General features: G+C 64.0%; 30 protein-coding genes, 1 tRNA gene and 1 other RNA gene. 15 read left to right on the forward strand and 17 right to left on the reverse strand.

All coding sequences use genetic code 11. The features are described 5' to 3' along the window. Position 1 precedes the first annotated feature (1 nt). The 4 genes from CIK75_RS16605 to CIK75_RS07085 all read right to left on the reverse strand — a co-directional run bounded on the left by CIK75_RS16605 (position 2) and on the right by CIK75_RS07085 (position 2,124). A complete protein-coding gene (locus tag CIK75_RS16605) occupies positions 2-124 on the reverse strand; it encodes a hypothetical protein (RefSeq protein ID WP_256382349.1) in 123 nt (40 codons plus the stop codon). A gap of 21 nt (positions 125-145) precedes the next feature. After that, complete coding sequence (locus CIK75_RS16020) at positions 146-601, reverse strand: hypothetical protein (protein WP_143413281.1); 456 nt, start codon at positions 599-601, stop codon at positions 146-148. Positions 602-639: 38 nt separating this feature from the next. Next, positions 640-1,230, reverse strand: a complete 591-nt coding sequence (locus CIK75_RS07080) for a hypothetical protein (protein WP_143413283.1) — start codon at positions 1,228-1,230, stop codon at positions 640-642. A gap of 288 nt (positions 1,231-1,518) precedes the next feature. Beyond that, entirely contained in the window at positions 1,519-2,124 is a 606-nt protein-coding gene (locus CIK75_RS07085) for an HAD family phosphatase (RefSeq protein WP_096223450.1), read from the reverse strand. 135 nt (positions 2,125-2,259) lie between these two features. Here CIK75_RS07085 and soxR point away from each other — a divergent pair, with 135 nt between their 5' ends. Together soxR and CIK75_RS07095 are read left to right on the forward strand one after the other, a co-directional pair. Continuing rightward, positions 2,260-2,700 carry a redox-sensitive transcriptional activator SoxR gene (gene soxR / locus CIK75_RS07090; protein WP_096223451.1) on the forward strand — a complete coding sequence of 147 codons (441 nt, stop codon included), beginning with the start codon at positions 2,260-2,262 and terminating at the stop codon, positions 2,698-2,700. Between the two features lie 104 nt (positions 2,701-2,804). Continuing rightward, positions 2,805-3,332 (forward strand): flavin reductase family protein, encoded by a 528-nt coding sequence (locus CIK75_RS07095; protein WP_096223452.1) that lies wholly within the window; start codon positions 2,805-2,807, stop codon positions 3,330-3,332. On the opposite strand, the gene CIK75_RS07100 is transcribed toward CIK75_RS07095, so the two are convergent. Genes CIK75_RS07100 through mptB (CIK75_RS07115) form a run of 4 tightly spaced genes read right to left on the reverse strand, consistent with a single transcriptional unit; the run spans position 3,329 to position 8,615 of the window. Then, positions 3,329-4,156, reverse strand: a complete 828-nt coding sequence (locus CIK75_RS07100) for an SUMF1/EgtB/PvdO family nonheme iron enzyme (protein WP_241895352.1) — start codon at positions 4,154-4,156, stop codon at positions 3,329-3,331. The genes CIK75_RS07095 and CIK75_RS07100 overlap by 4 nt on opposite strands. Further along, positions 4,153-5,469: a hypothetical protein gene (locus CIK75_RS07105; protein ID WP_096223453.1), complete on the reverse strand. Its 1,317-nt coding sequence runs from the start codon at positions 5,467-5,469 to the stop codon at positions 4,153-4,155. The genes CIK75_RS07100 and CIK75_RS07105 overlap by 4 nt, the downstream gene beginning before the upstream one ends. After that, positions 5,466-7,073: a polyprenol phosphomannose-dependent alpha 1,6 mannosyltransferase MptB gene (gene mptB, locus CIK75_RS07110; protein WP_096223454.1), complete on the reverse strand. Its 1,608-nt coding sequence runs from the start codon at positions 7,071-7,073 to the stop codon at positions 5,466-5,468. Before mptB (CIK75_RS07110) ends, CIK75_RS07105 begins: the two co-directional genes overlap by 4 nt. After that, positions 7,074-8,615 (reverse strand): polyprenol phosphomannose-dependent alpha 1,6 mannosyltransferase MptB, encoded by a 1,542-nt coding sequence (mptB, locus tag CIK75_RS07115; protein WP_198962401.1) that lies wholly within the window; start codon positions 8,613-8,615, stop codon positions 7,074-7,076. A 234-nt stretch (positions 8,616-8,849) separates the two neighbouring features. On the opposite strand from mptB (CIK75_RS07115), the gene CIK75_RS07120 reads away from it, so the two are divergent. From CIK75_RS07120 to def, 4 genes are all read left to right on the forward strand, one after another. Next, positions 8,850-9,047 carry a hypothetical protein gene (locus tag CIK75_RS07120; protein WP_096223455.1) on the forward strand — a complete coding sequence of 66 codons (198 nt, stop codon included), beginning with the start codon at positions 8,850-8,852 and terminating at the stop codon, positions 9,045-9,047. 56 nt (positions 9,048-9,103) lie between these two features. Beyond that, positions 9,104-9,763 (forward strand): oligoribonuclease, encoded by a 660-nt coding sequence (gene orn / locus CIK75_RS07125; protein WP_096223456.1) that lies wholly within the window; start codon positions 9,104-9,106, stop codon positions 9,761-9,763. 150 nt (positions 9,764-9,913) lie between these two features. Beyond that, positions 9,914-9,989, forward strand: a tRNA-His gene (locus tag CIK75_RS07130). Between the two features lie 67 nt (positions 9,990-10,056). Beyond that, positions 10,057-10,635 carry a peptide deformylase gene (def, locus tag CIK75_RS07135; protein ID WP_096223457.1) on the forward strand — a complete coding sequence of 193 codons (579 nt, stop codon included), beginning with the start codon at positions 10,057-10,059 and terminating at the stop codon, positions 10,633-10,635. A 79-nt stretch (positions 10,636-10,714) separates the two neighbouring features. On the opposite strand, the gene CIK75_RS07140 is transcribed toward def, so the two are convergent. Together CIK75_RS07140 and CIK75_RS07145 are read right to left on the reverse strand one after the other, a co-directional pair. Beyond that, positions 10,715-11,326: a hypothetical protein gene (locus tag CIK75_RS07140; RefSeq protein ID WP_096223458.1), complete on the reverse strand. Its 612-nt coding sequence runs from the start codon at positions 11,324-11,326 to the stop codon at positions 10,715-10,717. 68 nt (positions 11,327-11,394) lie between these two features. Next, a complete protein-coding gene (locus tag CIK75_RS07145; RefSeq protein WP_241895353.1) occupies positions 11,395-12,876 on the reverse strand; it encodes a glyceraldehyde-3-phosphate dehydrogenase in 1,482 nt (493 codons plus the stop codon). A 515-nt stretch (positions 12,877-13,391) separates the two neighbouring features. Here CIK75_RS07145 and CIK75_RS07150 point away from each other — a divergent pair. Beyond that, complete coding sequence (locus CIK75_RS07150) at positions 13,392-13,628, forward strand: hypothetical protein (RefSeq protein WP_096223460.1); 237 nt, start codon at positions 13,392-13,394, stop codon at positions 13,626-13,628. A gap of 298 nt (positions 13,629-13,926) precedes the next feature. Here CIK75_RS07150 and rnpB read toward each other — a convergent pair. Together rnpB and CIK75_RS07160 are read right to left on the reverse strand one after the other, a co-directional pair. Beyond that, an RNA gene (gene rnpB / locus CIK75_RS07155) (RNase P RNA component class A) lies at positions 13,927-14,295 on the reverse strand. A gap of 13 nt (positions 14,296-14,308) precedes the next feature. After that, positions 14,309-15,454 carry an acyltransferase family protein gene (locus tag CIK75_RS07160; protein ID WP_158225916.1) on the reverse strand — a complete coding sequence of 382 codons (1,146 nt, stop codon included), beginning with the start codon at positions 15,452-15,454 and terminating at the stop codon, positions 14,309-14,311. Positions 15,455-15,618: 164 nt separating this feature from the next. Here CIK75_RS07160 and CIK75_RS07165 point away from each other — a divergent pair, with 164 nt between their 5' ends. Then, a complete protein-coding gene (locus tag CIK75_RS07165; protein WP_096223462.1) occupies positions 15,619-16,401 on the forward strand; it encodes a peroxide stress protein YaaA in 783 nt (260 codons plus the stop codon). Between the two features lie 16 nt (positions 16,402-16,417). Here CIK75_RS07165 and CIK75_RS16515 read toward each other — a convergent pair whose 3' ends face one another. The 3 genes from CIK75_RS16515 to CIK75_RS07180 are packed head-to-tail and all read right to left on the reverse strand — an operon-like array spanning position 16,418 to position 18,636. Beyond that, the gene (locus tag CIK75_RS16515) at positions 16,418-16,858 is read right to left on the reverse strand and encodes a VOC family protein (protein WP_096223463.1); all 441 of its coding nucleotides are present in this window, start codon (positions 16,856-16,858) and stop codon (positions 16,418-16,420) included. Further along, on the reverse strand, positions 16,849-17,586 hold the full coding sequence (locus tag CIK75_RS16520) for a DNA-binding protein (RefSeq protein ID WP_096223464.1): 738 nt from the start codon (positions 17,584-17,586) through the stop codon (positions 16,849-16,851). The genes CIK75_RS16515 and CIK75_RS16520 overlap by 10 nt, the downstream gene beginning before the upstream one ends. A gap of 54 nt (positions 17,587-17,640) precedes the next feature. Next, entirely contained in the window at positions 17,641-18,636 is a 996-nt protein-coding gene (locus CIK75_RS07180; protein ID WP_096223465.1) for a Nif3-like dinuclear metal center hexameric protein, read from the reverse strand. 76 nt (positions 18,637-18,712) lie between these two features. Between CIK75_RS07180 and msrA the strand changes: the two genes are divergently transcribed. The 3 genes from msrA (at position 18,713) to epsC (ending at position 20,979) form a co-directional block, all read left to right on the forward strand. Continuing rightward, the gene (gene msrA / locus CIK75_RS07185) at positions 18,713-19,348 is read left to right on the forward strand and encodes a peptide-methionine (S)-S-oxide reductase MsrA (protein ID WP_256382350.1); all 636 of its coding nucleotides are present in this window, start codon (positions 18,713-18,715) and stop codon (positions 19,346-19,348) included. A gap of 71 nt (positions 19,349-19,419) precedes the next feature. Continuing rightward, complete coding sequence (gene cysK / locus CIK75_RS07190) at positions 19,420-20,355, forward strand: cysteine synthase A (RefSeq protein WP_096223466.1); 936 nt, start codon at positions 19,420-19,422, stop codon at positions 20,353-20,355. A 39-nt stretch (positions 20,356-20,394) separates the two neighbouring features. Beyond that, positions 20,395-20,979, forward strand: a complete 585-nt coding sequence (gene epsC / locus CIK75_RS07195; protein WP_096223467.1) for a serine O-acetyltransferase EpsC — start codon at positions 20,395-20,397, stop codon at positions 20,977-20,979. Between the two features lie 84 nt (positions 20,980-21,063). On the opposite strand, the gene CIK75_RS07200 is transcribed toward epsC, so the two are convergent. Beyond that, a complete protein-coding gene (locus CIK75_RS07200; RefSeq protein WP_096223468.1) occupies positions 21,064-22,068 on the reverse strand; it encodes an aldo/keto reductase family protein in 1,005 nt (334 codons plus the stop codon). 123 nt (positions 22,069-22,191) lie between these two features. Then, positions 22,192-23,628, reverse strand: a complete 1,437-nt coding sequence (gndA, locus tag CIK75_RS07205) for an NADP-dependent phosphogluconate dehydrogenase (RefSeq protein WP_096223469.1) — start codon at positions 23,626-23,628, stop codon at positions 22,192-22,194. A gap of 353 nt (positions 23,629-23,981) precedes the next feature. Between gndA and CIK75_RS07210 the strand changes: the two genes are divergently transcribed. The 4 genes from CIK75_RS07210 to arfB are packed head-to-tail and all read left to right on the forward strand — an operon-like array spanning position 23,982 to position 26,646. Beyond that, positions 23,982-24,797 (forward strand): endonuclease/exonuclease/phosphatase family protein, encoded by an 816-nt coding sequence (locus CIK75_RS07210; protein WP_158225917.1) that lies wholly within the window; start codon positions 23,982-23,984, stop codon positions 24,795-24,797. Then, a complete protein-coding gene (locus CIK75_RS07215; protein ID WP_096223471.1) occupies positions 24,794-25,423 on the forward strand; it encodes a hypothetical protein in 630 nt (209 codons plus the stop codon). The genes CIK75_RS07210 and CIK75_RS07215 overlap by 4 nt, the downstream gene beginning before the upstream one ends. Next, positions 25,420-26,220: a glycosyltransferase family A protein gene (locus tag CIK75_RS07220; protein ID WP_096223472.1), complete on the forward strand. Its 801-nt coding sequence runs from the start codon at positions 25,420-25,422 to the stop codon at positions 26,218-26,220. Before CIK75_RS07215 ends, CIK75_RS07220 begins: the two co-directional genes overlap by 4 nt. Positions 26,221-26,223: 3 nt before the next feature. Next, on the forward strand, positions 26,224-26,646 hold the full coding sequence (gene arfB, locus CIK75_RS07225) for an alternative ribosome rescue aminoacyl-tRNA hydrolase ArfB (RefSeq protein WP_096223473.1): 423 nt from the start codon (positions 26,224-26,226) through the stop codon (positions 26,644-26,646). Positions 26,647-26,765 lie beyond the last annotated feature (119 nt).

Raw genomic sequence — 26,765 nt, forward strand, 5'->3', positions numbered from 1 at the left:
GTTAGAGCCCCAGTTCGGCGGCCAGGTCGGTGCCTGCGGGGTAGTGAACGGTGCCCATCTGCGCCAGGGCACGTTCGCAGATCCGTGGGTCGGTAGATGAACCGACTGCTGCTGAGCGTTTCAATGCCTTTGCTGGGCACGTGGGTTATCCCGTGGCACTCACGCGAAAACGGCCGTCTTCGGTCTGTGCTTCAACCCGATCCAGCGCCGCAGTTTGTTCCCCGACTGCTGCGAGCATCACGGCAGCGATTGAGTGTAGATCGGCTTCGGTATCCGGGCCTTCAATGGAGTTGGCTACGTGAAGCACGACCACGCCGGGGGCTGGTGATTCCCAACCGGTGATGAGGCTGTAGGGCTTCGAGAAACCAGAGATGCTGTGCGCGCCTTCGGCGTTGAGCCATCGGTTCATGAGCTCGTTTGCCCATACCTGGCCTTGAGCGTTTTCAGGCCTCGACTCAGCGGGCGCGAATGCTGCCGCGGGGGGCACTTCCGTGCTGACCATCGTCCGCTCGTTATCTGACAGTCCGCTCATACCACCGGTGCATCCCCAGAGACTGAGTGCTACGGCGCCGAGTGCCGCGACGAACGCTATTTTCTTCATGTTTTACTCTCCGGTCGGATCTTGGGCCCCTCGTGGTGTTAGCGCCCGGACTTCGAGGGAAACAGCTCATATGTAGAGGACTTATCGGTTCCGGAAATTTTTGCCGTGACTTTCAAGAAGGGGAACCCATCCTGTTGAAGTCGCGGTCCGACGTTCCCGGCCACAAATTCAAGCCCCGAGATTCCATCCGTGTCATATTCCCCGCCCTGCCATCGACTATCCGGGCTGAGGGTGACAACCAAGTGCCCAGGCTCAGTAGAGGTAAAACTCTCGACGTAAGCATGTGGGTCGTTCGGCAGGCACTCGCGATACCCTTTGAGGTCATCGAACGGCGGGCAGAATCCGACGTCAGAGTCATCGATATAGGTGGTCTGCATCCCCTCGAACCATGATTCGTAGGCATCATCGGCCCATGCTTGGCCCGTTTTGAACATACTTGTCGGGCCCGCGCCGGTTGACGGCATTTCACTCGGCGACATCTGCTGCGTGGGTGCTGCTTTGGTTGCTGCACTCGTTGGGCTCCCGCCGACCAACCCATCGGCGCTCGAGTTCCCGACAGACTCGCTGGTGCACGCCGACGCGCTGAGAACGGCGATAGCTAGGACAGCGGCAAATCCAGTTCTTTTCATGGTTCCCCCCAATTGTTGTGTATCGAGCCTAGGTGCGGACCACGACAGTTCGCGACCTGACCAGCTGTTTTGGGTATTTGATCGCGGATTGGTCGCCTAGCCGATGTGGACGTCGCTGGCCGATCCGGCACAGGGCATCACGTTGCATCGTGTTCTGGACTGAACAGGAAGAATCCACCGGATCCGCACCAGCTGGACGGAGCTTAGTGGTTGAGAGTGCACGCTGCCCTTCCCCAGCACGGAGACACTTCCCTGCCGTGACAGGGGTCCAGCTGGCGTGGGCGGCGGTTAAAGCCCCAGTTCGGCGGCCAGGTCGGTGCCTGCGGTGTAGTGAACCGTCCCCAGTCCCAGTGCCGCGGCAGCTTCGATGTTCTCCGACTTATCGTCGATGAACACGACCTCGGAGGCTTCGGCGCCCATCCGTGCCAGGGCGTGTTCGTAGATCCGCGGGTCGGGTTTGGCCAGGCGCAGCGGCCCGGAAAAGATCAGGTGCTCGAAGTAACCGGTCCACCAGCCCTCGGCCTCAAAGATCTGCGACATCCGCGCCGGCATATTCGAGAGCACCGCCATCGACGCCCCGCGTGATTCCAGCGACTGGAGAACCTCCCGCGTCCGCGGATCGGGTTGGGACCACAGGGCTGTATCGAGCCGGTCCAACCGCTCGGCCTCCGCCGCGTCCACGGCCCGTTCCAACACGGCAGTCCAGTACGACGGCGAATCCAAGGCTCCCGCGTCAAAGGAGTGTCGGTGGGCCCAATACGTACTGCCTTGCTCTTTCAGGACCCGACCGGTGGCCTGCTGCAGCCGCTCCCAGTCCCTGTCTGCCGGCTCCGCGGCGATCACCATTCCGTAGTCGAAGAGGTACCAGCCGACGTCGTGCTGTGCTTGTGCCATATTCCCCAGCCTAGCGGCTCATCCCCCGCATCAGCTCAGCGCCGGCCGGCAGCTTCGTCAGGCGATCCGGTGTATTCTTCCCATCGGCTGTGGTCCTCGGGGGCCACGCGGAACCGCAGGAGGGAAACCCGGACCATGGACGATGATTCACGGATCAGTGTCGGGCAGCTGTCCGCCCGCAGTGGGGTCGCCATTTCCGCCCTGCACTTCTATGAACGCAAGGGGCTGATCTACAGCCGGCGGAGCAGCGGAAACCAGCGCAGGTATCCCCGCTCCACCCTGCGCCGGGTCGCCGTGATTCGGGCAGCCCAACGTGCCGGCATCCCCTTGGCCTCGGTCCTGGAGGTTTTTGAGCAATTGCCGCGGGATGGGGTTCCCGACCAGTCCGACTGGCAGCATCTTTCCGAGGCGTGGCGTGGAGAAATCGACGCCCGCATCACCATGTTGGAGCATCTGCGGGACCGTCTGGACGGTTGCATTGGCTGTGGTTGCCTATCTTTATCCACCTGCGGTTTCGTCAACGCCGAAGATCATCTGGGAACCGCTACCACCGGTGCTCCGGGCCTCGAGCAATAGGGTGCAGCGGATCATGACGTTCGGGTTTGACCTGAACCTAGGTTGAGGTTTTAGGCTCGAGGTGTTCTCGAGGACGTCGTGAACCCGCCGACGAAAGACCATCAATGACAGCCCCCGCCCAGTCCCTGCCAGCGACGCACCCGCAATCGCTCCTCTTCCGGGAGGCCTTCCGCGGGCACCCTGCAGGGCTGGCCGTCATCACCGCAACCGGGCCTGAGGGGCCGGTCGGGCTGACAGCTTCATCGGTCGCCTCGGTATCCGCCGATCCGCCGGCCCTGGTGTTCTCACTCTCGGGGCGGACCACCGCGCCCCTGCTGGCGGCCGCCGACACCGTGCTGGTCCACTTGATGGATGCCGGGCAGGCAGAGACCGTCCGGACCTTCGCCACCCCGGGCAGCGCCCGCTTCACCGAGGATATGGACTGGGAGTTCCTTCCCACCGGTGAGCCCTTATTGCGCCACAGCACCTGGGCGCTGCGTTGTTCGATCACCGACAGGGTCGACGTCGGCTCCTCCCGGGTCATCGTCGCTGCCGTACTGGGGATCCAAGGCCAAGCAACAGGTCATGGCCCGTTGGTCTACCACGACCGGACCTACCACCAGTTATCCGAAGGCTCCAGCCTGCGCGGCTAGGGCTTCAGACCGCGCAAAGGGGTCCACCCCATCGGCAACGGGCCTGCCATGGCGGCCCTGCGGGCGTCGGCTGCGGCACTCCAGCCCTGGCCCAGGTCACTTCCCTCCGGCCCGGCGGCTCCGCGCACCACCCGAAGACCCACATCCTCAATCCGGGCATCCGGGGCGCTGCCCCGGCGGACCGAGGCCCGGGCACTGTAGTGCGGATCCGCCCAGCCGGCACCGCGCAGGCTCCGGTAGTCGGCGTATCGGGCGGTGTCGGCGTAGTCCCAGCACCATTCCCAGAGGTTGCCGATCATATCGAAAAGGCCAAAAGCATTGGGCTCCTTCGAGGCGACGGGCTGCACTCCGCTGACCCGGTTGGCAGCGGTCCAGGCGATCCGGGGCAGTTCGCCGTAGCGGGGCCCGATGGTGCCGGCCCGGCAGGCGTGTTCCCATTCGGCCTCGGTGGGTAGCCGGTATCCGGTGGAGGAGACGTCCCAGTGCACCTCACGGCCCTCGATCGTGTAGGCCGCGCCGATCCCCTGGGTGGTGGAGGCGGCGTTGCACCAGGTCACCGCTTCGAACCAGGTCTGCTGATGGGCCGGGACCCGGGAGTCGTGGTTTGTCGCCGCGGGATCGGTGACAGGTCCTGGCCGGTGGACCGCCTGCCACTGCGCCCGGGTGACCGTGGTGGCGCCGATGGCGAAGGGCCTCAGGTCCACCTCACGGCGCCCGTTGGTGCGGGCGTCGCGCAGGGTGATCCGCCCGGCTGGGACCTCCCGCAGCGCGAGGGGGTTGCCGTCGTCGTCCTCGGTCAGGGACAGTCCGTCGCTGTGGTTCACCGTCGTCGGGGCAGCACGAACCGATCCGGCGCGTCTTCTACCGGACCGCCGAGCGGGTCGTCGTCTCCGTCGGCGCGAACGAGATCTCGTTCGGGGTGCCTGATATCCCCGATGATCTTCACGCACAGGTAGATGACCATCGCCATATGCGCGGCGATGCCGGTGCCATAAGCGATTTCAATCCATGCGGTTCCCTGCCCGAAGGTTCCTCCGCTGACGATTTTGGCGCTCATCAGCCAGACGGCCGCCCAGTGGTAGGCCTCCAGCACCTGCCAGAGCAGGAATTCGCGCCAGCGGGGGCGGGCCAGGACGTAGAGCGGGATCAGCCACATCACGAACTGCGGTGAATAGACCTTATTGAGCAGGATGAAGGCGGCGATGATCAAGAAGGCCAGTTGGGCCATCCGGGGGCGACGCTGGGCGGTGAAGCCCAGATAGGCGATCCCCAGGCAGGCCAGCCCGAAAAGGGCGTTGGAGAGCAGCGAGAAGCCTTCCCCGTCCAGTCCGGTCCAGGTGAAGGCCAACCACATCGAGGAGAAGCTGATCTCGCGTTCGGAAGAGAACGTGTAGAAACGTGACCATTCATCGAAGGCGGTCAGCATGAAGGGCACGTTGACCACCAGCCAGGCGATCACCGCGGCCGAGAGCGACTTCCAGAAGGCAGACATCTTCCCGCTGCGCCAGCACAACACCAGAATCGCCCCGAAGAGGAAGAAGGGGTACAGCTTCGCTGCGGCCCCCAACCCGAGCAGTATCCCCGCCAGGTAGATGCGTTTGCGCGAGAACGCGAACAGCCCCAGGGTCGCGAACAGCACGGCCCACAGATCCCAGTTCAATTGGCTGGTCAGGATGATCCCCGGCGCCAGGGCGACCATGAGGGCGTCGCGACTGCGTTTGCGGGCGCTATAGGCCACCGCGACGACGATGATCCCCCAGCAGATGAAGGAACCCAAGGAGTTCAGGTCGAAGTAGGCCAACTGCCGTTCGAGGCTGAACCCGGTGCCGGGGATCATGAACGCGGTGACCCCGGCGATGACGGCCAGCAGGGCCGGATATTCCAATGCCTGTTCCTGGGGCAGCCCGGTGAAGAAGGGGAAGAGTTTATCGGCGAGCCCGCGGGTGCCAAAGAGTTCGGAAAAATCCGAATAGCACATGTGGATATGCTGATCGGCCCCGGACCAGCCGTTCACCCGGCACCACTGTTTGCTCAGGACGGCCAGCACCGCCCCGATGACGGTGGCAACCAGCAGCCATCCGATCACCGGCCGGGTGGCTTCGCGGGAGTTGCGCAGGGTGGTCAGTGGTGAAGTCACGACGTGGTGGCCTCGTTTCTGTTCTCGGTGGATTCGGGGCCTGCGCCCCGGGTGAAGATGAAAGACGTTTTGGGGTCGGAGAAGACCAGGTAGCCCAGATACAGCAACCCGATCGCCGCAGCCAGCACCCGGACCCAGAGCAGGCTGATCCATTGGGCGACACTGAGTTGGTCGACGACCCCGACCAGGACCAGGACCATGCTTAGGAGGTACCAGAAGCGGGTCCAGCGGCCGCTGTAGACGCGGGTGACCGCGAAGAAGGGAACCAGCCACAGGAGGTACCAGGGCTGGATGATCGGTGCCAGCAGGACGGAGGCCAACAGGGCCAAGGCGCTATAGAGCACCGGTGAGGTGGCGGGTCTGCGGAAGGCCAGCCAGATGGCCAGGGCCAGGGCCACGACCTTGAAGGCCGTGTAGACGCCGTTGGCTGTGGAGGACAGGTTCCCCCCTGCTTGTTCGACGAGCCAACCGATGCCCAGCCCCAGCAGTCCCACCGGGGCGTAGGGGAAGGCCGCCGATCCGGCGGAGGCCATCGCCTTGATCCAGCCGAACCAGAGACCCGAGACCCACCCCAGGAACGTGAGCGTCACCCCCGACACCAGTGCCGTATAGGCCCAGGCCCGGATCCTGCTGCCGATCCGGGCCGTGGCGGGCACCATGGCCAAGCCGATGAACGGCAAGGCGAGCACGACAATGGGTTTGATGGCGATGGCTGCACTGACGGCCAAGACCCCGGCGAACCGGCGGCCCTGGTAGACCCAGAGAAACCCGAGCAGCACCCCACCCATCATCAGCGCATCATTATGGACGCCGCCGACCATGGTGAGCAGGAAGAGGGGGTTCGCCAACGAAATCCAGACCGCCCAGGTGGGGTCCGAGCCCAGCCGCTCGGCCAGCCGGGGTACCGCATATAGGCACAACAGCACTCCCCCGACCGCCAAGACGCGGAACAGCAGGACGGCCAGTTCGGGGATGCCACCGGTGATGAAGTAGACGCCCTGGGCGGCCAGCAGGAAGAGCGGCCCGTAGGGGGATGCGGATTCGGCCCAGAGGCTGTCCGAACCCTGGGCGAACCAGCCGGGGAGTTGGGAGATCCAGTTCGCATAGGGGCTTAGTCCGGCATGCATGAGCCGGCCTTGGCCCAGATAGGAATAGACGTCGCGGCTGAAGATGGGGAAGGCGAATAGCAGTGGCGCAGTCCAGAGCAGGACGGTATTGCGTACCGTCACCACCGAGGCCCTGCTGTTCGGGCCACCGCGCTGACCGAAACGCAACCACGCACGGCACATGATCATTGAACCGAGCGCGAGCAGGATGGTGCACACGATGACCCCTGCCGTTTCCACGCGCAGGGGGTTCAGCACGGTGGTGCGGGCAAACAACGAATCCTGGGACTGAGCCAGCCAGCCGACCCCCCAAGAGCCGACCATGATCATCAGCGAGGCCAAAAATCCTTGGGCCATGGCCACACCGCGTTTGGCCTCGTCGCCGCCGGCCAGCCGATGCAAAATCGGCAGGTGCTCGATGTGATGGCGCAGCCCATAGACCGCCTCGGTAAGTGCTGCGGTACGGGCCCGCGTCCGCCCGTGGTTGCGTCCCACCATTCAGTTGGCTGCCTTGGGCCGTCGCAGGGCCGCCCAGGCGGTCCGCAGGGAATCACGGAAGTCCAGGAAAATATGTTTGGTCCGCGGATCCAGAAACGCCAGATAGGCCATGGCGGCCCAGGAAATGCCGGTGGACAGATGCTTCACCCAGGGGTCCAGCGACCCGAGGAACTGCCAAATGAAGATCTGGTCCGCAGCCCCGAAGGCGACAAAGAACGCCACCGTGAAGTAGACCCAGATCAGCTGCCAGTCATCCCGGATGCCGGTGGCCGCGAAGAAGGGCAACAGCCACAACAGGTACCAGGGTTGGATGATCGGTGAGAGGACGACCAGGGCGGCGAAGGCCAGGGCCAGGCGCTGAACCAGATGGGAGTGGCTGCCGCGGAACATCAGGAACAGCACGACGGCCACCGAGGCCAGTCGGGCGATCACCTTCACCACGCCCAGCACCCACTCCGATTCCAGGCCCAAGGTGTCCAGGATCCCGCTGAAGAAGTTCGTGAACATCCCGACGGGGGCGAAGAAGACGGTGCCGGTCCCGGTCCCCAGCATGACCTTCAGCCAGCCGAAACCGTAGCCGTTGACCCAGCCGATGAGGGCCATGATGCCCAGGCAGAGCGCGAGGGTATAGGCCCAATACAGGAAGCGACGACGCCAGGAGGAACCGGGCCCGGCCCAGAGCAGTCCGATGAACGGCAGGATCACCATGGTGATGGGTTTGATGCCGATGGAAGCGGTGACCAGCACGACGCCGAGTATTCCGCGGCGGGTGGCCGCATAGTAGGTGCCGGCCACGGCGAGGCCCACCATGAGGGCATCGTTATGTGCGCTGGCGATGAAGCTGATCAAGAACAGCGGGTTCGATACGGTGATCCATAGGGCCTTGGAGCCGGGAACCTGGTGCAGATCAGCCAGTTTGGGGACGTAGACCATGCACAGCACGACCCCGGCAAAGGCGACCAGCCGGTAGAGCAGTACCGAGGCATCCGGGGAGGAGCCGGCGACCATGTTCACGAGGCGTTCGATGGTCAGAAAGAGTGGACCATAGGGGGTTTCGGATTCCGCCCAGGTGACGTCGGCACCGAGCTGGAACCAGTTCGACAGGGTGGAGATTCCATCCTCGTAGGGGTCCTGCCCGGCGGTGACCAGCCGGCCTTGTCCGATGTAGGCGAAGACGTCCCGACTAAAGATCGGCAAGCAGAGCAGCAGCGGCGCCCCCCAGGCCCAGCAGGCCTGTCTGACGGTTCGCAGGGAGCCTTCGGCCCAACCGGCGAGTTCCTGCCCCAACCGCAGCCAGGCGCGGAACATGATCCAGCAGCCGACCGTGAGCACGACCGTGGAGGTGATCACCCCCCACTGCTCGGTGCGTACGGCAATGAGCAGGTGGTCCCGGTTCAGCGGTGAGACGCTCGCCAGCCAGCCGATGCCGTAGGAGCCCAGCAGGACCAGCATCGCGCCGATGAAGCCCTGGACCAGGACCGCCCGGGTCCCGTGGTCCATACGGCGGGTCCCCGCACCCGCCTCGACCCTGCTCATCGCCATCGGCTCGTTTCCGTCGTTTGCCCTCTCGGGGCTGCGCCAACCCATCACCGCGGACGCTGAGACGACCGGGCTCCGGGGCCGGCGGCCCGCTCAAATACTCACCCGATGTTAGCATCGCGTCTTCCCCAACAGGCGGCACGACGCCGGATCCCGGGTTCTCCGCCGACGGGACCTAAGGTGGTATCTGCTGCCGGGATCCTCCGGCGGCACAGGTAGCTGACGGAAGGGGCTCCAGTGGGTCGGCACGCATCGAGCGGAGGCAGCACCCCCACCCGGCAGAAGGCCTTGCTGGGATGGGGTCTATTCATCGCCCTTTTGGTGGTGGTCGTCTCTCCCCTGCTGGGGCTGCACGCCCTGGCCGCCGCCGCCCTGGGTGTCACCGCGGGCGTCGTCTTCGTGGTCCTGTATTTCCTCAGTGGCCTGACCACCTAGGACACCCCACCCCTGCCGATCACCGTGGGGGTCGCCGAATCCGGTAGATTGGGGCTGTGCCTATTTCTGCTGAAAACATTGTGTGGATCGACTGCGAAATGACCGGGCTGAGCCTGGAAGCCGACGCGTTGATCGAAGTTGCCGTCCTGGTTACCGACCCGGAATTGAATATTCTCGGTGAGGGTGTCGATGTCGTCATCAAACCCGAAGCCCAGTCGTTGGAACAGATGAATGACTTTGTGCGCCAGATGCACGTCACCTCGGGGCTGCTCGAGGAACTCGACGCCGGGGTCGACCTGGATACCGCCACCGAGCAGGTCCTCGCCTATATCCGCCAATGGGTCCCCGAGCCGGGCAAGGCCCCGTTGGCTGGAAACACCATCGGCACCGACCGGAACTTCCTGGCCCGTGATATGCCCGGGGTCATCGACCACCTGCACTACCGCGTCATCGACGTGTCCACGATCAAGGAATTGGCGCGGCGCTGGTATGCCCGCGCCTACTTCCAAGCTCCCCCGAAGACCGGTAACCACCGGGCCCTGGGCGACATCCGTGATTCGATCAACGAACTGCGGTACTACCGCAAGGCGGTCATGGTTCCGGCCCCCGGCCCCGACAGCAAGACGGCCAAGGAGGCTGCCCGTTCCGTGGCAGCCGAAAACGATGCCCCAGAGGGTTCCGGGGCCGACGCCACGTCGGGCCCCCACACCAAGTGAACAACCGCAGGGAGTGATCCCTGCCATAGTTCGGCGCGGGCGTGTCCCCATGTCGCAAGCCCTGCCGAAAGTGTGTAAACTAGTATTCGTTGCCCGGACCTCCCCGGTAGGAATACCGAAGGTGCGGGCACCGCGTTGAGAGACGCAATGGTGGGTATAGCTCAGTTGGCAGAGCGTCTGGTTGTGGTCCAGAAGGTCGCGGGTTCAAGCCCCGTTACTCACCCCAGCAGCCGCCCCGGATCATTCCGGGGCGGTTTTTTGTTCGCTGTCATGATCACCAGCAGGAGGCACAGATGCCCGTCCGTCCCGTCGTCGTCTACGGCGAACCCGTCTTGCACTGCCGTGCCGCCGAAGTCACCGCCTTCGACGATGATCTGCGGGCACTGATCGCCGATATGTCAGAGACGATGCATGCCGCCAACGGTGTCGGTCTGGCTGCCCCTCAGGTCGGGGTCGGCCTGCGGCTGTTCACCTACACGATGGAGAACGACGACGGGGTCCCCTCCGAGGGGGTGCTGGTGAATCCGCGGATCGTGCTCGGCAAGGTCTCCGGCGCGCAGCCCGACCCCGACGAGGAGGCCGAAGGCTGCCTGTCGGCCCCCGGCCTGTCCTTCCCGCTGAAACGTGCGGACTACGCCCGGGTGATGGGCTACGACGGCGAGGGGAACCAGCTCGACTTCGAGGCGACCGGCTGGTTCGCCCGGATGTTGCAGCACGAATACGACCACCTCGACGGCTACCTCTACGTCGATAAGCTCAATACCAAATGGGCGAAGCGGTGGAAGAAGGCCAAGAAGTCCTTGGACTGGGGCGTTCCGGGGAACTCGTGGCTGCCGGGGGTCGATCCCGACCCGTTTGGGCACGATCACTGAGCGCGCCTCCAGACCGCCCACGAAAGAGCCGGCGCCCACCCCNNGGGGTGGGCGCCGGCTCTTTGGCGCGGGTGTCCGACTACTTCGCCGAGGCCACCTGGAAGACGTCGCCCTTGGCGCGGCACGGCTTGGCCTGTGAGGCCTGGTCCGTACTCAGGTTGATCTTCTTGCCGGTGAAGGTCACCTGCTGACCCACGCGGACGGAGGTTCCCCCCACCGTCACGGTCGGCTTGCCCTTGCTGTTCAGCGTGGTGTCTTCGGGGAAGACGAGCAGCGTCGGGGGACCCTGCTGATTGACGGCGTGGAAGCAACCATGATCGGCAATGATCAGCTTGGTGTCCAGCGAATCCTTACCGGAAGCGGACGCGCCGGTGGAGACCACGGCAATCTTGTGCTCCTTGTTCTTCACGGTGTCCAGAGCCGACGTGTCCTTGGCCGGGGCGGCCTTCGTGGCCGGCGCCGAGGAGGAGGACTTCTCCGCGGTCGCGGTTTCCGACGCCGAGGAGGCAGCGCTGCTGCTCACCGGTGCCGAGCTGGAGGCTGCTGCCGAGGTTTCCTGCGTGGCCGGCGCCGACGATGAATCGTCGGAGCTTCCCGTGGAGGAACATCCGGTGGCTGCCAGCAGTACCGCGAATCCGGCGGCGGTGACCCCCAGTGTGCGGCGTGCTCGGCTATCGATCCGACGATCCATGCTCTTGTCCTGCTTCCTGCCCGGTGCATGGGCTGGTTATCCGGTGCCGCTGATGGCACCGGTGGTGATTACACGGCGGCTTCTGCCTCGACCGTGATGTCTTCGGTTTTTTCTACTGCGGGGAAAGCCACCGGGTGGGTTCCCGCAAGTTCCTCGATGACGCGAACCACCTGGCAGGAGTAACCGAACTCGTTGTCGTACCAGACGTAGACGACGGCGTTTCGGCCGTTGGCGATGGTCGCCAGCCCGTCGACGATGCCGGCCCGGCGCGAACCGACGAAATCGGTGGAGACGATCTCCGGGGAGTCGATGTAGTCGATCTGCTTATGCAGTTCGGCTCCCAGCGACGTCTGACGCAGGTAGGTGTTCAGCTCTTCCTTGGTGGTGTCCTTCTCCAGGTTCAGGTTCAGGATCGCCATGGAGACATCGGGGGTGGGGACGCGAATCGCGTTTCCGGTCAACTTGCCCTCGAATTCGGGCAGTGCCTTCGACACTGCCTTCGCGGCACCGGTTTCGGTGATGACCATGTTCAACGCCGCCGACCGTCCACGACGGTCTCCCTTATGGAAGTTATCGGTCAGGTTCTGGTCGTTGGTGAACGAGTGGACGGTTTCCACGTGACCGTGGGTGACACCATATTCGTCGTTGATCGCCTTGAGCACCGGGGTGATCGCGTTCGTGGTGCAGGACGCCGCGGAGACGATCGTGTCGTTGGCGGCAATGTCACCGTGGTTGATGCCGTGCACGATGTTCTTCACATCGCCCTTGCCCGGAGCGGTCAGCAGGACCTGGGACACGCCCTTGGCCTTGAGGTGCTGGCCCAGTCCTTCGCGGTCGCGCCAGCGGCCCGTGTTGTCCACAACGATCGCCTTGTCGATGCCGTAGGCGGTGTAGTCCACGGTGGTCGGGTCGTTGGAGTAGATGACCTGGATCAGGGTTCCGTTGGCGAGGATCGTGTTGTTTTCCTCGTCGACGGTGATCGAGCCTTCGAAGGGTCCGTGCACCGAGTCGCGGCGCAACAGCGAGGCGCGTTTGACCAGATCGTTCTCGCCGTTCTTGCGCACCACGATGGCGCGCAGGCGCAGTCCATAGCCGCCGCGCTCGATCAGGATGCGCGCCAGCAGCCGTCCGATGCGTCCGAAGCCGTAGAGCACGATATCGCGGGATTCGACGTCGGTGCGCCCGGCGCCGCCGGCCTTTTCGGCGAATTCGGCGGCCAGGAAGTCCTGCAGCACGGCGCCGTTGCCCTGTTCGTTGAATTTGCGGGCCAGTCGGGCCAAATCCACCGAGACCGCACCGAGGTCCAGTGCGTCAAGGCCCTGGAGCAGGGGAAGTGTTTGGGAGGGGGAGAGTTCCACGCCGTCAATATGGCGGGCCACCCGGTGGGCCTTGAGGATGTCGATCGGGGATTTGTTGATGAGCTTGCGCCCGTAGATGGAGGTCACCACATTGTTCTTGCGGTAGAGACGCCCAATGAGGGGAATCATGGCCTCGGCGAGTTCCTCGCGGCCGCTCCATTCATTCTGGGCGGCGACAGACTGCTGGGTCACTTTTTGTCCTTCCAATTCAGCCGGCAGGGATCCACTAGCCGGTTGGCACCGCGAAAGCACCATTGCAGATACGGTTGGTTGGGGTCCGAGATTCCTCTCCCCCGGGGCTGAGCCCACCTCCATTCTAGGTTGTTGACCCCCGATCACCGCATTGATGCCGGTGAACTCACTCACATGACCTGCCGAATTCCGGCCCGTAATCTTTCCGCATGCGACAACACATGATCAGCCCGGGGACGGCGCGCCGATAAACAACCCCCATTCGTAAATATATTCGATTACACTTGGAATGGCGGCGCCCCGTCTCTTGCGTCGCCGGCATGGTTCCCCCAGACCGTGCCCATCAACCGACCCTGCCCCTTCACCTCGGGCAGGGTCGGTTGCCCGTTGAGGAGCATCCACCCCATGGTCTTGCACAGACCCCACCCGTCATCTAGGCCGCGAAGGGGCACTGCGCGCCTACACTGGCGGAAGGTCCGGCATGTAGCCGTCAACCGACAACTGACTGGGGAGTTATGAGAATCGGGGACTTATCCCGCGAGCACCGTCACCTGGGAGTGGTTTTTCTCGATGAGACGATGGCCATCAACGGGACGTTGGAGTATTTCAGGGCTATTTGGGTCGGCAACGAATATCGGCAGGTGCTAACCATTAGTGGCTGGGTTTCACCGCCACTGTCATTGGATGCAGAGATCGAAGTCCAAGAACCCCACACCGGCCCACTGGCTGCCAGCGTAGAGATCACGTCATGAGGCGCGCAGCGGAGCACCACCGCACACACTAGAACATACTTTCGACTATGGTTAAACCTCGCCAACCACCGGGGAGGACACCATCAATAAGGTCGACGTCGCTCAAGCGTTGCGGATCCTCAACTCGGATTTGGCCAGCGGGGGTCGCCAACACCATCTCAAGCGGGCCCTGATGCCGGGCGACTACCCGCCACAGATCCATCCCGATGACTGGGAACCAGATGACGAGTCCGATCGCAGTCCCGTCCAACCCGAATGAGCTCGGCCGCCGAACGTGGCGGGACGTGGTGGATCATAGGGGACGGGATGGCCTGTACGCCGGGTTCTGTACCGGCAGCGGTTACCCGATTGCCGGTGACGATCATCCATCTAGGAGCACCGTTGCCGATGCCCTCACGCGGCCTACCCGACTACTGGGGCGAACAGCCCTCATACGCAGCCTGTCTGGCCTTGCTCCGGGTGGGGTTTACCGAGCCGCCCCAGTCACCTGGGGCGCTGGTGGTCTCTTACACCACCTTTTCACCCTGACCCGCACGAGGCGGGCGGTCTGTTTTCTGTGGCACTATCCTGCGGGTTACCCCGAGTGGGCGTTACCCACCACCCTGTTCTGTGGAGCCCGGACGTTCCTCGGGCCGCTTGCGCGACACGCGATCGTCCAGCCATCCCGTCCGCCGAATAGTCTACCGTGCTCCGGGTCTGGTCTGGGCGGCGACACCTACGTGTCGATCGTCGGCCCCCTCCGAGACGTGCGGCTCCTCGGCTCGCAGTGGTTCTTTGTCTGGCCCGGGGTAGACAGGCTGTGCTCGGCCGGTGCCTGCCACCGGACTGGATGGCGACACCTTCTCGATGAGGGGCAGCAGGAGGGTGCCGATGCGGCCAATCACCTGGTGGACCGGCTGCATCGAGGCAAGCAACGCAATTCCTGCCATGAGGATCACGTAGATCACCACGGCTTCGTACCTGTTGTCCTTCGCCATGATCTTCGCGTAGCGCGCCACGGCAAGTATCGCGAAGCCATGGAGGAGGAAAATGGATAGACTCCGCTGGCCAAACCTGACCAGCAGGCCGGGGTCGCGGGGAACCAGGGCCAGCAGACCGGCGGTGAGCACCACGGCACAGATCTGTAGCACGAGTCGATAGATGACACCCATGGGATCGGAAACATCCAGGACGTCGTAGCCCCTGCTCCCGTAGAACCATTTGTGGTTCGGCGACCAGTACAACAGGAAGCCAAAGATGAGCAGAGCGGCCCCTGTCACCACTGTCCGACCTCGGAGCCTCAATTGGGAGAAATAGGCCAGGATCGGTTTGCCGTAGGTGAAACCGAGCACGAAGAACGGGAGGAAGACCAGGGTGCGGGAGGCGCTGTAGGGGTAGTCGATCACGTCGATCGTCCCGGATGCCAGCGAAATGAGGACTGAAAGAATAAGGCTCGTGCGGGGAATTTTCGCGATCAGCGGGGTCAGCACCGTCCACACGGCCATGGAGAGCAAGAACCAGAGAATCCAGTACGGCCTTTCCCAAGAGAACGTTGCGTCGGAACCCATCACCCGCCGAGCCAGGAAATAAGCGACCTGAAAAACGACCAACAGGGTCAAAAACTGCGTGCAGCGCTGGAGGATTCCCCGGGGTTTGGAAGTGATTCCGGCGAGAAAGACGAAGGCTGGCATATGGAAGGCATAGATGCCGGTAATCATCGCCTTGGTGACGAATCCGTCCCCCGGGTTGGAACGGGCCAGCAAGTGACCCAAAATGACCAGCAGGATCAAGATCCCCTTGGAGGCGTCCAAGACCGGGTCTCTACGGGTTCGTGAGGTAACCATCATGTACTGCGTTTTCCTGACGACAACCGGTTGGGCATGGCACCCCCCACTCATCCGTGGAACCCGGACATTCCATGGACCGATTGCGCGACGAAAGACCGTACGAGCGTCCCGCCCCGGCAGTCTACCGTGCTCCGAGCTGCCGGGGGCGCAGCTAGGATCGATGGGTGCTTATTCTGCTCCCCCCTTCCGAAGGAAAGAAGCCTGCCGCCGCGGGCCCCGCCTACGACGCCGATTCTCTGAGTTTTCCCGAACTCGCGGCTGATCGTGCCGCAGTCCTTCAGGCCCTTGCCGCGGTCTCGGCCGAAGACGATGCCCTGAGCGTCTTGGGTGTGGGAGCCTCACTGGCCGGGGAAGTAACCCGCAATATTGCCCTCCACCAGGAACCGGCTGCTCCGGCTCACGAGGTCTACACCGGTGTGCTCTTCGAGGCGTTGGGCTACCGCACGCTGACCCCGGCCCAGCAACGCAGGGCGGATGCCTCCGTCGTGGTGGTCTCCGCCTTATGGGGCGCCGTGGGCTTCGCCGACCGGATTCCCGCCTATCGGCTGTCAATGTCGGTGAAGCTCCCGGGGATCGGAAAACTGGCCAGCTGGTGGAAGACCCGGCTGAACCCGGTGTTGGGTGATCGTGCTGGCCAAGAGTTGGTGATCGACTGCCGTTCAAGCACCTATGCCGCTGCCTTCGCTCCCCCGCCGCAGAACACGGTGGCCGTTTCGGTGTTCCAGCTACGCGGGGGCCAGCGCAAGGTCGTCTCGCATTTCGCCAAGCACACCCGTGGCGAGGTGGCCCGCCATGTTCTGGCCCGACGAAGCACACCCGGCACTCCGGAAGCCCTGCTGAAGGCCGTCCAGGAGAGGTGGGATGCCGAGTTGGTTCCCGCCACCGCCAAGAAGGCTCACCAGCTGAACATCATCCTGCCGGAAGACCATAGCTTCGCCACCACATAATCCCGCAGCCGCAGGATCAGCGCCTGGGGGCTTCGCCCTCTGCCACCAGTTCGATTTCGAAACCGTCCGCGTTCTGCAGATACGCGGCGTAGTGGTCGGGTCCGCCCGCGTGGGGGTGCAGCTCGGCGAACATCAGGGTGAATCCCCGCCCCACGGAGGCACGGGTAAGCGCTTCAACATTTTCGGGGGTTCCAGCACAGAACGCCAGATGATTCAGCCCGGGACGCCGGCGTTCATGCACGGTTCCCAACACATCCGGACTTGATTCGAGGACCAAATACTCCCCCGCACCCTGCCAACTCGCGCCGCCTGACCATTCCTCGGCACGCACGTAGCCGAGGGATTCGAAGATCCAGCCGAGCGTCGTGGTGGCCTGCTCCAGATCAGCGACCCATATCTCCACATGGTGCAGCCGCCCCCGCGGAACCGGTCTGCGGGTGTTTTGTTCTACTTCCACTCGGGCGAGCGAACCAAGATGACGCCCGAGTCGGGGCAGGAGACGACATCGTCCTCGGCCGCAGCACGAATCTCGGCCAAGTCACCGGCAGCTAGTTGCATGCCGGATCCTTCCGAGGTGCCGTGGAAGAGGCGAGCGGCACCGATACCGCGCTGTGCCAAACGCTTTTCATACATTCCCACCAGGGTCGAGTCAATGCGTCCGGCCAGTTCGGTACGCTCGGTCACCAGCGTGGCACGCTCGGCGGCCAACTCCTCAGCCTTGTCATCTCGGGCGCGTTCGAGCTGGGCTAGTTGGGCCGCGGTTCCGTCGGCCGAGGCTGTGACCCCTTCGAGCCTGCCGGCCACTTCCTCGGCAGTTTCCATCAGTTCCAGCTCGGTGGTCTCGAGTTCTCCGCGCTTCAGCGTCAAGGAGTCGATCTCATGTTGGAGGGCCATCATGTCCCGTGCGGTGCCACGGCCAGCCTCGATTTGGGCGCGATCCTTCTCGATCCGGGTCTGCACCTTCTCGGTCTGATGCTCAATATCGGTCAAGGCATGTTGGGCGGCAGCAGATTCCTCGGCCACTTCTCGGCGGGCGGCCTCGGCTTCGGCCACGGTTTCGCCGGCGGCGATAATCTCCGGGTCGGAGGCCAGAACCTTCACGGCCCGGTCGATCTTCACGATCTTCGAGTCCAATGCCTGCAGGTCCAACAGCAGCAGCTGGTCGGCGGGTGATGCCTTGGCCATCGGTGATTCTCCTCGTGCTCGGTGGTTCCCCAGCCTACTGCCCACCGGCGCCGATCAGTCCCCGGGGGTGAGGATGAAATCCCAGGGGTCGGTATTGATCGAGCTGACACCGATCTCCAGGATGAAGTTCTGGTCGATGAGCACGTTGTAGAGGCCTTCGGCGGCGGCCGGAAGCCACAGCCATTCGCCGGCGAAGTGGGAGATGTCCACGAGGTAGGGCCGGTCTTCCACGGCGGCCTCGCGTGCTTCGGAAGCCGGGTGGTGGCGCAGATCGGCGGTGACGAACACGTCGGCCCGGGCCGCCCGCACCGCGTCGAAGAGGCTGTCCCCGGCGCCGCCGCACACGGCCACCGTGCTCACGATCCCGTCACGGTCCCCGGCCACGCGCACACCTCCTGCGACAGCTGGCAGTGCGCCGAACACTCGGGAGGCGAAATCGGAGAGGGCCAATGCGTCCGGAAGGGTGCCGACCCGGCCAAGTCCTTCTTCGGGAAGGCCTTCGGAGGCCGCCACCAAGGGGGTGACGTTGGTGAGTCCGAGAATATCGGCGAGGACGTCGGAGACCCCTCCCACCGCTGAGTCGCCGTTGGTGTGAACGGTGACCAAGGCACACTGGTTTTCAATGAGCTCGTGGATGACTTCTCCCTTGAACTGGTCAGCAGCCACCGATTTCACTCCACGCAGCAGCAAGGGGTGATGGGTGATCAGCAGGTCTGCTCCACGGGCGATGGCGTCGCGGACCACCTCGAGCGTCGGATCCACTGCGAAGATGATGCGCCGTATCGGACGTTCGACCCGGCCGGCGACGAGGCCGACGGCGTCCCAGTCTTCGGCCAACGAGGCCGGCCAGAGCTCTTCGATCGCCACCAGGACCTCTCCCAGGGTAGGAACGGTGGCTCCGGGCCGGGGTTCGGGGGCGACCACGGCGCGCGTATCCTGCGCCCCGCCCTCGACGACCTCCACGGCTTCTTCACCCTCGGGGGCGTTGTCCGTCACGGTCGTCTCGCCTTCCGGGGAGTCCTGCGGCGTTTTATCCTGATCATTGCGCATGCTCCTACCGTAGTCCGAGACGAGTCAAATGAGCGTCAAATGGGCCCGGTTACCCTGACCGCGAAGACCTTCGGGAATGAATGAGCCTCTGCGCGCATTGACCATGAATGTGAATAGCAAGTCAGCAATCCCCACGTCAGAGACGCAGTTCGGTCCGTCCGATTCCGCCGGATTACCGGACCATGGCGTCCACACCTTCATCCTCGGTGCCGGATGCTTCTGGTGCATGGACACGATCTACCGCAAGACCATCGGCGTTTCATCGGTGGTCTCCGGATACATCGGTGGGCACACCCCGAACCCGAACTACCGTGACGTCTGTAGCGGAACCACCGGACATGCCGAGGCGGTCGCCGTAACATTCGATGCCGCCGTCGTCCCCGCCGACGTCATCTTGGACATGTTCTTTACCGGGCACAACCCCACGACCTTGAACCGTCAGGGCTACGACGTCGGCACCCAATACCGTTCGGCCATGTTCTACACCGATGCCCGGCAACGGGAGTTCTTTGAGGCGTCCCTGCGGCGAAACCAAGAGAATTGGGATGATCCGATCGTCACCGAAATCGTCCCCGCCCCGTACTTCCACGAAGCCGAACCGATCCACCAGGATTTCTACGCCATGAACCCCTACGAGGGCTACTGCCAGGTCATCATCAACCCCAAATTGGCCAAAGCGAGGAAATATTACTCCCAGTGGCTGACCGAATAAACCGTGATTCGGCACCTCGATAGGCTAGAACACCAACGAACCCCTCATTTCCTACCGAAAGCAGGACGCTGATGGCACAGATTTATAATGACGTGACCGAACTGGTCGGACGCACTCCCCTAGTCCGCCTGAACCGGATGGCCGAAGGCCTGCCCGCCCAGGTCGCTGTCAAACTGGAGTTCTATAACCCGGCCAACAGCGTCAAGGATCGCATCGGGGTGGCCATCGTCGACGCCGCCGAGCAAGCCGGCGCGTTGAAGCCCGGTGGCACCATCGTCGAGGGCACCTCAGGTAACACCGGCATCGCCTTGGCCATGGTCGGCGCTGCCCGCGGTTACCGTGTCATCCTCACAATGCCCGAAACGATGTCCACCGAGCGCCGGGTCATGCTGCGTGCCTACGGAGCTGAAATCATTCTGACGCCCGGCTCAGAGGGCATGCGCGGATCGGTGGAAAAAGCCAAGGAGATCGTCGCCCATACCGAAAACGCCATCTGGGCCCAGCAGTTCGCCAACCAGGCCAATCCGGCGATCCACCGCAAGACCACCGGCCAGGAAATCTGGGACGATACCGATGGCGAGGTCGACGTCTTCGTTGCCGGTGTGGGAACCGGGGGCACCGTCACCGGTGCCGGCAATCTCCTGAAGGAACTCAAGCCTGCTGTACAGGTCGTCGCCGTGGAACCGAAGGATTCGGCCATCCTCACCGGCGGCGCACCCGGCCCGCATAAAATCCAGGGCCTGGGCGCGAACTTTGTTCCGGAAGTGCTCGACACCAAGGTCTACGACGAGGTGTTCGACGCGACCATGGAGGATTCGGTCCGGGTGGCTCGCGAACTGGGCACGAAGGAAGGCATTCTGGGCGGTATCAGCTCTGGAGCGATCGTTTGGGCCGCCCTGGAACTGGCCAAACGCCCGGAGAATGCTGGGAAGCTCATCGTCGCCATCGTCTGCGACTTTGGCGAACGGTACATCTCCACGCCGCTGTACGACGACATCCGCGGATAGCGGCAGCATCTGCAGGGCAACCACCAGCAAAGGTTTCGTGTGACTTTCCTATCCCGCCTCCAAGAGGACCTCAAAGGGGCGCGCGCCCATGACCCAGCGGCACGTGGGAATGCAGAGAACGCGTTGGCCTATTCGGGCCTGCATGCCATCTGGGTGCACCGCCTGACCCACCGGCTCTGGCAGAAACCTGCGCTGCGACTACCGGCGCGGCTCATCTCCCAGGTGGCCCGGTTCGCCACGGGTATCGAGATCCATCCGGGGGCCACCCTGGGCCATCGGTTCTTTATCGACCACGGCATGGGGGTCGTCATCGGAGAGACCGCCGAGATCGGCGACGACGTGATGATCTACCACGGAGTAACCCTCGGTGGCCGTTCATTGGCGAAGGTCAAGCGCCACCCGACCATTGGGGACCGGGTGGTGATCGGTGCCGGGGCGAAAGTCCTGGGACCGATCACCATCGGCGCCGATTCCGCGATTGGCGCCAATGCCGTGGTGGTCAAGGATGCTCCGGCCGATTCGATCATCACCGGTATCCCGGCGACCAACCGGCCACGGCAACCCCAGGAGCATCAGCCGGCCGTGGATCCAGCCGAATACATCGACCCGGCCATGTGGATCTGAGACCTTCCCCGGTCACCCGAGGACGAACGGTCCGGGACCCGCAGCGTGTCACTGCCGGTCCCGGACCGTTCCTCTGTGTCCGCGCTAAGCGGGCCGCTGTTCGGGGCTGACCGTCTTGGCCGGATCACGCTCGACGGAATCGCCGAGCACCTCATCGATCCGGCTCATGAGTTCGGCGGGGATGCGCACGCCGGAGGCCTTCACGTTTTCTGCGACTTGTTCGGGACGTGAAGCACCAACCAAGGCGGTGGCCACGTTCTCGTTTTGTAGCACCCAAGCGATGGCCAGTTGGGACATCTTCAAACCCAGTTCATCGGCAATCGGCCGCAGCTGTTGGACCCGGGTGAGGACCTCCTCGCTCATGAAGCCTGAGATGGTGTTCTTCCCGCCCTTCTCATCCGTGGCACGACTGCCTTCCGGCGCCGGTTGTCCGGGACGGTATTTACCGGAAAGGACGCCCTGGGCCATGGGCGACCAGACGACCTGGGACAGACCCAATTCCTTGGAAGCCGGGACAACTTCGTCCTCGATGACCCGCCACAACGCAGAGTACTGCGGTTGGTTGGACACCAGCGAGAACCCGGCCTCCTTCGCGAGGCGCTGCCCCTCACGCAATTGGTCAGCGGACCATTCGGAGACCCCGATGTACAGGGCCTTCCCGGTCCGGACGACGTCGGCGAAGGCCTGGATGGTCTCCTCCAACGGCGTCTGGTGGTCGTAGCGGTGCGCCTGATACAGGTCGACGTAGTCCATGCCCAACCGGCTCAGCGAACCGTTGATGCCCTCCATGATGTGCTTGCGGGACAGTCCGACGTCGTTGGGCCCCTTGGGTCCGACCGGCCAGTAGACCTTGGTGAAGATCTCCAGCGATTCACGCCGCTGGTCCTTCAACGCGTCACCCAGTACCTTCTCGGCGGCGCCGTTGGCGTAGGCATCCGCAGTGTCGAAGGTGGTGATCCCTGCGTCGAGGGCCGCCTGGACGCATTGGGAGGCGACATCGTTCACGACCTGGGACCCGTGGGTGAGCCAGTTGCCGTACGTGATTTCGGTGATTTTGAGCCCCGAGGCTCCGAGGAATCTGTAATCCATGTCCTCAGCCTATGCCCGGGGGCCACCAGCAGAACAGGGCACGACGGTGAAACCGGGAACGGTTCCCTCGTCGCGCCCTGAGACGGAACAGGTCGGCCTGTACTCCGTCGGGTGCTGCTTTTGTTAGTGCGTCGAGACGGCTTCGATCTCGGTCTTGTCACCGCTCCACTGGGTGTGGAAGGTCCCTTCGGCGTCCATCCGGTTGTAGGTGTGGGCGCCGAAGAGGTCGCGCAGCCCCTGGGTCAGCGCTGCGGGCAGCCGCTTGCGGCGCAGACCGTCGTAGTAGGCCAGCGAGGAGGAGAACACCGGTACCGGGATGCCCAGGGAAACTGCCGTCGAGACCACGCGTCGCCAGGCCGGGACGGCGCCGGCAATGGCCTCCGAGAAGGCCGGCGCGAAGAGCAGGTTGGCCGGCTGATCGTCCGAGGCGTAGGCCTTCATGATGTCGGCCAGCAGTTCGGCACGGATGATGCAGCCACCGCGCCAGAGCGAGGCGATTTCGTCGAGCTTCAGATCCCAGTCGTATTCGGTGGCCGCCGCGGTGAGCATATCCAGGCCCTGGGCGTAGGAGACGAGCTTGGAGGCGAAGAGGGCCTGACGGACGTCCTCAACGAAGTCGTCCCCGAGGGTGACGTCCTGCTCGTGTCCGGCCAACACCTCTTGGGCGATGGCCCGCTGGTCGCGCTGGGAAGACAGGCCACGAGCGAACACCGATTCGGCGATGGCCGAGGTGGGCGATCCCAGATCCAGGGCTGACTGCACGGTCCAGCGCCCGGTGCCCTTCTGCCCCGCGGAGTCGACGATGACATCCACGAGCGGCTTGCCGGTCTTGGCGTCCTGGTGGGCCAGCACCTCTGCGGTGATTTCGATGAGGAAGGACGCCAAGTTACCTTCGTTCCATTCCTTGAAGATCTTGGCCTGATCCGCTGGTTCGATGCCGGCGCCGGAGCGCAGCAGGTCGAAGGCCTCACCGATGACCTGCATATCCGCGTATTCGATGCCGTTGTGGACCATCTTCACGAAGTGGCCGGCGCCGTCGGTGCCGATCCAGGCGCAGCACGGATCGCCGTCGACATGGGCCGAGATCTTTTCGAGCATCGGGCCCAGCGCCTGATAGGACTCCTCGGAGCCACCGGGCATGATGGACGGGCCCAACAGGGCGCCTTCCTCGCCGCCGGAGACGCCGATCCCCACGAAATGCAGATCCTTCTTCGCCAGGGCTGCTTCACGACGGCGGGTGTCCTGGAAGTTCGAGTTGCCGCCGTCGATGACGATGTCACCGGCTTCGAGCAGCGGAACCAACGAGTCGATGACGGAGTCCACGGGTGCGCCGGCCTTGACCATGAGCAGCACGCGGCGCGGGGTCTCCAGCGACTCGACGAGCTCCTCCATGGTGTCGGTGCGGATGAACTCGCCCTCGTCGCCGTGCTCTTTGAGCAAGGCGTCGGTCTTCTCGATCGAGCGGTTGTGCAGGGCCACCGTATAGCCGTTGCGGGCGAAATTGCGGGCCAGGTTCGCGCCCATGACCGCTAGGCCGGTGACGCCGATTTGTGCCTTCATCAGGACTCCATCCATTGGAAACAAGACGAGCTGGTGCCCCGGCACGCTACGGTGCCGGACACGGCTCCGTGACTGATTCCCAGTCTAGTTCGCCCGCCCGTCGGCGGAAAGCCGATGAAGCCACGCTGGAGGATCCCGCCGAAACACCCTCGAGACAACAACCTCTGCAGTTTGTAGGATCAAATACAAGTGTTTGGGTTTGTGCCAGTTTCCCGCGTAGTCCGTTGGTCTGCTGATAACGTGACGGCATGGGCAGCAGGGCGGGCGAGGGGAACAGCGTTCTGCGGTCATTCCCCGCCCACTCCACGCCGCCCCCGCTGATCGGCCCGACGCCGGCTCCTCTGCTGCATGTCATGACGTTGAACGTCCGGCGACAAATGCCCCGTTTTTGGTTCCCGGCGGCGGACCGTTGGGTACGGCGGCGCCCGCTCCTGCAACGTCTGTTGGCCGCCGAGCAGCCCAGCTTGCTGGCCTTGCAGGAAGTGATGCCCGGCCCCTCGCGGGAAATTCGCAACCTGCTCGGCAACGGGTATGCACACGTAGGTACCGGGCGTTCCACCGGTGGCCGCGGGGAACGCTGCGAGCTGCACTACGATCGGCGTCGACTTCGTCTCCTCGACTCCCGATACTGGTGGCTTTCGGCCCAACCCGAACGGCCCGGCTCACGCTCCTTCGGCAACCAGCTACCCCGCTTCGTGGTCCAGTGCCAGTTCAACGATCTAGAGACCGGACTGCGTTTCCACGCCCTGGTCACCCATCTGGATCCGTTTTCCGCGCCGTCGCGCATTGCCTCGGCTCAACTCCTGCGCCGGGTCGTGGCAGGGCTTTGCGGCCCAGTGATCGTGATGGGCGATTTCAATGCCACGGCCGGCTCACCGGCCCACCGAGAACTGGTCGACAACCGCGTTCTGTCCGATGCCATGGACGTGTCGACGCGAAGGGTCGGCGCCGATTGTTCGACGTTCTCCAGGTATCGCAGCCCCACAACCACGGGCCCCCGTGTGGACTGGATCCTCGTCTCCCCCGATCTGGAGGTCGAGTCGGCGGGTGTGAATGCGCTGCGTCTGGGCGGCGCGGCCGTTTCGGATCATGAACCGGTGCAGGCAGTACTGAACCTCGGCCCGAACCTTTCGGCCCAACCCGAAGGAGGCCAGTCATCGAAACGGTGAAGCAGGCTCTCTTCCGGCCTGCCGTGAACCGGGTGGTGCTCGTGGCCGATCTCGTGAGGGCCGCCATGCTCATCAGCGTCGTGGTCGCTGGCGTGGGGTGGGGGTGGATCCAAGTGGCGGTTTTCATGCTGGCCGTGCTGGCGACCTTGATCCCCCGCGCGCTGGGACTACGCGGCAGCCTGGACCTCTGTGTCGGCATCGCCTCGCTGGCAGCCGCCTGGAGCAATGTCTTCGACCTGTATGTGCTCCTGCCGGGATGGGATAAGTTCATGCACGCCGTCCTGGGCGGTCTGATTGCCGTCCTGTCCGTGGTGATCGCCCAACGGGCAGGCATCCTGCCACCGACCACCCAGCGCCCCGGTGCACTCGTCCTGGCGACCGTCCTTCTCGGTTTGGCCACCGGAGCCGTCTGGGAGCTCTTGGAGTGGGCCGGACACACCCTCATCGACCCGGAGGTGCACGTCGGATACCAGGACACCATGGGCGATTTGGCGGCCGATGGCTTGGGGGCCCTGATCGGAGGATTCCTGCTTCCCTACTTGACGGCTGATCCCCCGGAATCCGCCGTCCCGTCGGGCTCCGCCGCGCAGGCTGCCGCGCAGCATGATCGATCGGAGCTCCCATGAACCGATCGACGGTCAGTGTGGTGATCCCGGTCAAGGACGACGCCAGGAAATTGCTGCATTGCCTGGAGGCACTCGCCCGGCAACAGATGGCCCCCCGGGAAATCATCGTCGTGGACAATGGCTCCAGCGACGATAGCGCGGGGGTGGCCCGGCGGAACGGGGCAGAGGTTCTCTTCGAACCCCGCCCCGGGATCGGTGTCGCCAGTGCTGCCGGCTATAACCGGGCACGTGGCGACATCCTGGCCCGGCTGGACGCCGATTCGGTGCCGGCTCCGGATTGGATCGCCACGATCGTCAGGTCCTTCCACGCCGACGCCAGCGTGGATGCGATCACTGGTCCAGCCCACTTCAATGACGGACCTTCGGCCCTCCGCAGACCGGCGCTGTTGGCTTACCTCCTGCCCTATTTTGCGCTCTCTTCTTTGGCCCTCGGGCATGTGCCGCTCTTCGGCTCCAATATGGCCTTCAGGCGCCGGGCGTGGCACGAGGTCCAAGATCACCTCCATACGGATCGCTGGTTGGTCCACGATGATTTCGATCTCTCATTCCATTTGGGCGTCGAGCATGTGCTCCGTTTCGTGCCGACCCTGCGCACCGGCATCTCGATGCGCCCCTTCCATGATGGCGGGGCAGCCCTGCGCTTGCGGCGCGGATTCCATACGGTGTTCCTGCATTGGCCCCACGATCTGCCCTGGCTTCGCCTCACCCGGCGGCTCCGCAGGAGGTTCCGGCGTCCCACTAGCAGGGGCCAGTACGACGGCGGGACTCCCGGGGACACTGCTTCGTGGGACGCTTGATTCATGGATGTGTACGTATCGCCGGCTCTGAGGATCCCGGCCTCGGAGCTCGGCTGGCGTTTCTCACGCGCCTCGGGACCCGGCGGGCAACACGTCAACAAGACGGACAGCCGCGTGGAATTGTTCTGGAACATGGACGATTCGACCACGGTTAACGAGGAACAGCGTGAATTGCTGTTGGACCGTCTGGGTTCCCGGCTGGTCGCGGGAGCCATCACCGTCACGTCCTCCGAGCAACGCTCGCAGCGTCGAAACCGCGAGACCGCTGTGGAGAAGCTGGCCCAACTCATCCGCGAGGCCCTGGCCCCGGCGGGACCCCAGCGGCGTCCGACAAAACCAACACGGGGTTCCAAACGCCGACATCGGGCCGCAAAGAAACAGCGATCGGACGTCAAAGCCCAGCGCCGTCGGCCCTCCGCGGAGTAGCGGAGCAATCGCCACGGGTCGTCACCGCGCCCCTGAACCACCGGCAACACCCCCGCATACCGCCCGCCTGCGCCTGAAGGAAAATGCGGGTGTGAAGCGTGGACGCACGCGGAAACTAC

Origin of the sequence: Glutamicibacter sp. BW78 (assembly GCF_002332245.1) — a bacterium.
Classification (GTDB): domain Bacteria; phylum Actinomycetota; class Actinomycetes; order Actinomycetales; family Micrococcaceae; genus Arthrobacter_H; species Arthrobacter_H rhombi_A.